Origin of the sequence: Prevotella sp. oral taxon 317 str. F0108, assembly GCF_000162415.1 — a bacterium.
GTDB lineage: Bacteria > Bacteroidota > Bacteroidia > Bacteroidales > Bacteroidaceae > Prevotella > Prevotella conceptionensis.
On record NZ_GG740082.1, the window covers coordinates 17254 to 21935 of the forward strand.

The window sequence follows — 4682 nt, forward strand, 5'->3', positions numbered from 1 at the left end:
AGCTATATCACCGACAAAGATGCCAATATCACCCAGTTCAACGCCTATCTGCCCTACGGTGAGCTGTTGGTAGATGAACACTCATCGTCTGAAGAAATGCCGTATAAGTTCAATGGCAAGGAATTAGATGAAGAAACAGGATTATACTATTACGGTGCAAGATACATGGATCCCAAAATCTCCATGTGGTATGGAAGTGATCCTCTAAGTGAAGAATATGAAAATGTATCTGCTTTTGTATATTGTCATGGGAATCCAATATGTTTATTCGACCCGGATGGACAAGGTGATTATTACACAAATGAAGGTGTATGGTTAGGCTCTGATAAAAAGAAAGATAATTTTGTTTATACAGCCAGTGGCGTCCATCAGAGCAAGGACAAAAATGGAAATATGGTAAATGTTTTCGAAAATCCCCAGAAATTATCAATACATCATTCCAAATTTATAAGCCAATCTTCAACAGTATATGGGGAGAGTAGTGCTTATAGAGTCCGTGATAAAAAAAGTGAACCATCGGAAGATTTGAAAAAGGAGATGTATGCAATTGCAAGTGTTCATCAGCGGAATTCAAAGGCTTATGGAATAAGTTCTGAGCCTGCAAAAGATTTTAGAAGTAAAAGCGCTAAAGAAAGAAATGATTTACCTCTTATGCGGACAGCTATTGCAGCTGAAATTAATGCACTTAAAAATGGTATAGATTATAGTTATGGTGCAACAATGTGGGATGGAGCTGAGCAAGCCCAATTCTCAGAAAATGAACAGCGTAGAAGTAATGGTCATTTTGAAATACATATGAATACTATGGGTTGGAATATTTCTCCAAAACATTATGCTCAGTGGAAAAACAATATTGGTAAAGCATTCAAAGCACCTATGATTCGTGCTGCACGGGATTCTTTTTATAACTCAGTAACAAAGAAGTCAATTCCTAACCCTAATGCGGGAAAAATGCGGTTACAATCCACTGCTGTATATGGTAGAACAATATTTTGGAAAACAAATTAATAAAAACTTGTCATTATACAAGATATTAATTATGAAAGTGTTTTTACTTCTTTTATTATTATATTTTCCTCTTAACAGTAAGGTAGCGGAAAGTCATCAGGTGGACGTTACCTTATCGTATGAATCTGGGTATACTTCCAAGAGTCTATATATAAATGGAAAGAAAGAAGCTGTCTATAAAAGCAGGAAAAAGAAGCCTATAAGGCTCACAAAGGTCGAGAAAGATATGCAAAATATCTTTTTCGAACAATTAAAATACTTGGAATCGTGGGGGGTGATTATAAAATATCCGGAGGTTATCTTCGAAGACCTTTGTATTATCTCTGATATATTGTCCAGTTATGATAAGTCGGAAATTCAATCTTTTATTCAGACAAAAGACAATTGTAAAACGATTAATATATTAAAAATTAACAAATATTACACATATATCAATGCAAGAGTTGATTATGTCCTAACGCTCACAATAGTTATAGAAAAAGGCTTACTTAAAGAATTCCGATATAAATATATGCCGGATTTTTCTAATGAGACCATTAGTTACAGATGTCAGTACAAATATGATAATTATGGTAGAATTATATATATAACGATTTTAGGGAAAGAAAAAAATGAGATTAGAATAACATATGCGAGTTTAAGATAATAAGAAAGACTGTCTCATGAGCAATAAACAGGGCAAGATTGGAACCAATAGAAGTTACTGGTGCAACTGCTAAAGACAGAGATCTAAATTCATTTTATCTCCATGACTCAGAGAAAGGTTATTCTCATGGTTGTACAGAGGTAGAAAGTGCTTTATTTACTAAATTGAGAGAATATAGAGAAGAAGGTAACCAATCAATAGAAGTTATGGTTGATTATCCAAACAGAAATCATAGAACAAATGGAGGCACGAAAAAAGAAAAGAAATCGGAATAAAGTCAGCTTTATTGTAATATTTATGTTCATATTTAATATTAATATAGCATCCGCTCAAACACAGATATTATCAATATCTGCTAGAGAAGATAAAGATAGTCTTTTGATGATTATTGAAAATAAATCAAAAGTAGATACTGTCTTATTCTCTTTATATGAACAGATTAAAATAAAAAAGAAGTGGGTAACATCAAACTATGATTTATTTTGCGATGTAAATAATCCTAATACTTCTATTTTTATAATATATCCCAATCAGAAAATCGACTTAAGGGCAATGAAATCAAATGTTATTTATACAGATGAAAAGATTGGAAAATGTAAGTTTTTAAGTATGAAAAGTAAACGAGTGTTGCTTGTAGGTAACATTAAAGGTAGTGGTACATCAATCTCAATACATTCTGATGCATGGTAAAAACGGAGGCCTCTGGAAATACTGTCTCTGCTAGTGGTAAGTTTACTGCGAAATTCCTTAAAGCGGGTATCTCGGGAAGTAAAAGCTGGCAGGACTCATACACCAATGTGTCTTGCATGGACATCAACGGTGACGGCTACCCTGATTGGATAAACGAACGCAAGGAAGAAATCAAAGCACAAATAACGACACCGACAGGTGCACTTAGCAGCCATATAATTGAGCCCAACGTTCCCAATCCCAAGTTCAAGGCTTCATCTGGTACGGTGGGCATAGAGGTTGGAGCCGAGCTCAAAGACGGAGGCAATGCGGGTGACGGGAAAGCAGAGTCGCCAACGATTGCCGAGCAGTGGAGTTTCAGTAAGAAGAGTCTGATTGCTGCGGCAAAGGCTAACGAAACCTCTTCTGGCTCCGTCAGTGCCAGCGGCAACTATACCAGCAGCAAGACAAGTACGGAAAGAGATTGGACGGATCTCAATGGCGACGGTCTGCCCGACATGCTTGACGGAGGTAGTGTGCGTTATAATCTGGGTAATTCTTTTGCAAATGCTCAAGAAAGTGGTTGCGGTGGTGTCGGCACATCCAAATCCAAAACATGGGGTGCCGGTGGTGGCGTGAGCATTCCAATCGCAGGAAAGGTAAACATCAGTTTCGGTTTCAACGGTACGCGTACCACTTCAGAATCGACTAGCTCGATGAATGACCTTAACGGTGATGGCTTACCCGACATCATAACACAAGAAGGAGATGATTTGTACGTGGCTTATAACACAGGTAACGGTTTCCTACCCAAGATAAAGTTTATACAAAATGCCGCCTTAGCAAGGAGCGTATCTTCTTCCGTATCCGAATTTGCCAATGTGGGAGTGGCCATTCCTTTATTGTTCGTAACCCTTCTTCCACGTGGTATTGCATCCAAATCAGATGGTGTGAGTTGTAACTCAACGGCTCTCATAGACATAGACGGTGACGGCTATCCCGATTACGTCAGTGAAAATGGCCCTAATGAATTGAAAGTACGCCGAAACCTCACCGCACGCACCAATCTGCTTAAAGGCGTTACTTTGCCTTTCGGCGGACATATCGCCTTGACCTATGAGAAAACCCGTCCCAGCTTTGCCATGCCCGGCTCGCGCTATGTACTCAAAAGCGTGGAGACCACGGGCGGCTATGCCGAGAACGGGGCCACCAGGATGCGCAACGAATTCGAATACGAAGGCGGCTACCGCGACCGCCGCGAACGCGACTTCTATGGTTTTGAGAAGGTCACCACCAAGCAGATAGACACGCAGAACGGCAATGCCGTTTACCGCAAGCAGGTGTCCGAGTACGGACACAACCGCAACCTGTACATGCACGACCTCGTCACTGCCGAGACGCTCTACGATGCAGCAGGCAACAAACTGCAAGGCACACAGAACACCTACGAGCTTAAACAACAGGCAGACACGACGGTGTTCTTCCCCGCACTAGCCTCCGTAAAACAGACCATTTACGACAACAACGGGGCGGGCAGCATGAGCACCACCGTGCACAACACTTACGACGCTTACGGCAACCTCGCCTCTTACAAGGAAACGGCAACGAACTACGAGCTGGATGCAGATATTGCCTACCACGACTTGCAGGCGAAGTACATCGTCTCCGTGCCCAAGCACATCGCCGTAAAAGACAAGGGAGGAAAGGTCTACCGCGAACGCTCCACGCAAATCAACGGACATGGCGACATCACCAGCATCACGATGCACAACGGTACAAAGCCGTCGGTCTACGATATGACCTACGATGCCTATGGTAATCTTGCAAGTCTCACCAAGCCCGAGAACCATAAGGGACAGCGCATGCGCTACGACTACACTTACGACGACGTGCTCCACATGCTCGTCACAAACGTAAGAGATGCCTACGGCTACACCTCTTCCACCGTCTACGACTACAAGTGGGCGGTGCCTGTGGAGACATCCGACCTTAACGGCAACAAGATGCGCTATGCCTACGACGACATGGGACGACCGAGCACGATTGTCGGTCCGAAAGAGATTGCCGCAGGCAAGCCCTACACCATCCGGTTCGAGTATCATCCAGCGATGCGCCATGCCCGCACGGTGCATTACGCACCCGAGGGCGACATCGAGACCTATACCTTTGCCGACAGCCTGATGCGTGCCGTGCAGACCAAGCAGACGGGCGTGGTATGGACGGGCGGCAGCAACCAAAAGGTGTCCATCGTCAGCGGCCGCGCCGTTGTCGATGCCTTCGGGCGTACCGTAAGGGCGTTCTATCCCACCACGGAGAGCTACGGCAGCATCGGCCTATATAATAAAGGTGTGGGCGACCC

General features: G+C 42.9%; 5 protein-coding genes. All 5 read left to right on the forward strand.

Translation table 11 applies throughout. The annotated features are described in order from the left end of the window. Positions 1-1008 (forward strand): RHS repeat domain-containing protein (locus tag HMPREF0670_RS17330; RefSeq protein WP_009231953.1); only part of this gene is annotated, 1008 nt, incomplete at its 5' end. A 31-nt stretch (positions 1009-1039) separates the two neighbouring features. Then, entirely contained in the window at positions 1040-1654 is a 615-nt protein-coding gene (locus HMPREF0670_RS14845) for a hypothetical protein (protein WP_044078463.1), read from the forward strand. 38 nt (positions 1655-1692) lie between these two features. Then, positions 1693-1929, forward strand: coding sequence for a hypothetical protein (locus HMPREF0670_RS16840; RefSeq protein WP_198009322.1), 237 nt, complete (start codon positions 1693-1695; stop codon positions 1927-1929). Further along, the gene (locus HMPREF0670_RS14850) at positions 1895-2344 is read left to right on the forward strand and encodes a hypothetical protein (RefSeq protein ID WP_198009323.1); all 450 of its coding nucleotides are present in this window, start codon (positions 1895-1897) and stop codon (positions 2342-2344) included. The genes HMPREF0670_RS16840 and HMPREF0670_RS14850 overlap by 35 nt, the downstream gene beginning before the upstream one ends. After that, positions 2338-4682 (forward strand): toxin TcdB middle/N-terminal domain-containing protein (locus HMPREF0670_RS14855; protein ID WP_009231956.1); only part of this gene is annotated, 2345 nt, incomplete at its 3' end. The genes HMPREF0670_RS14850 and HMPREF0670_RS14855, both read left to right, overlap by 7 nt.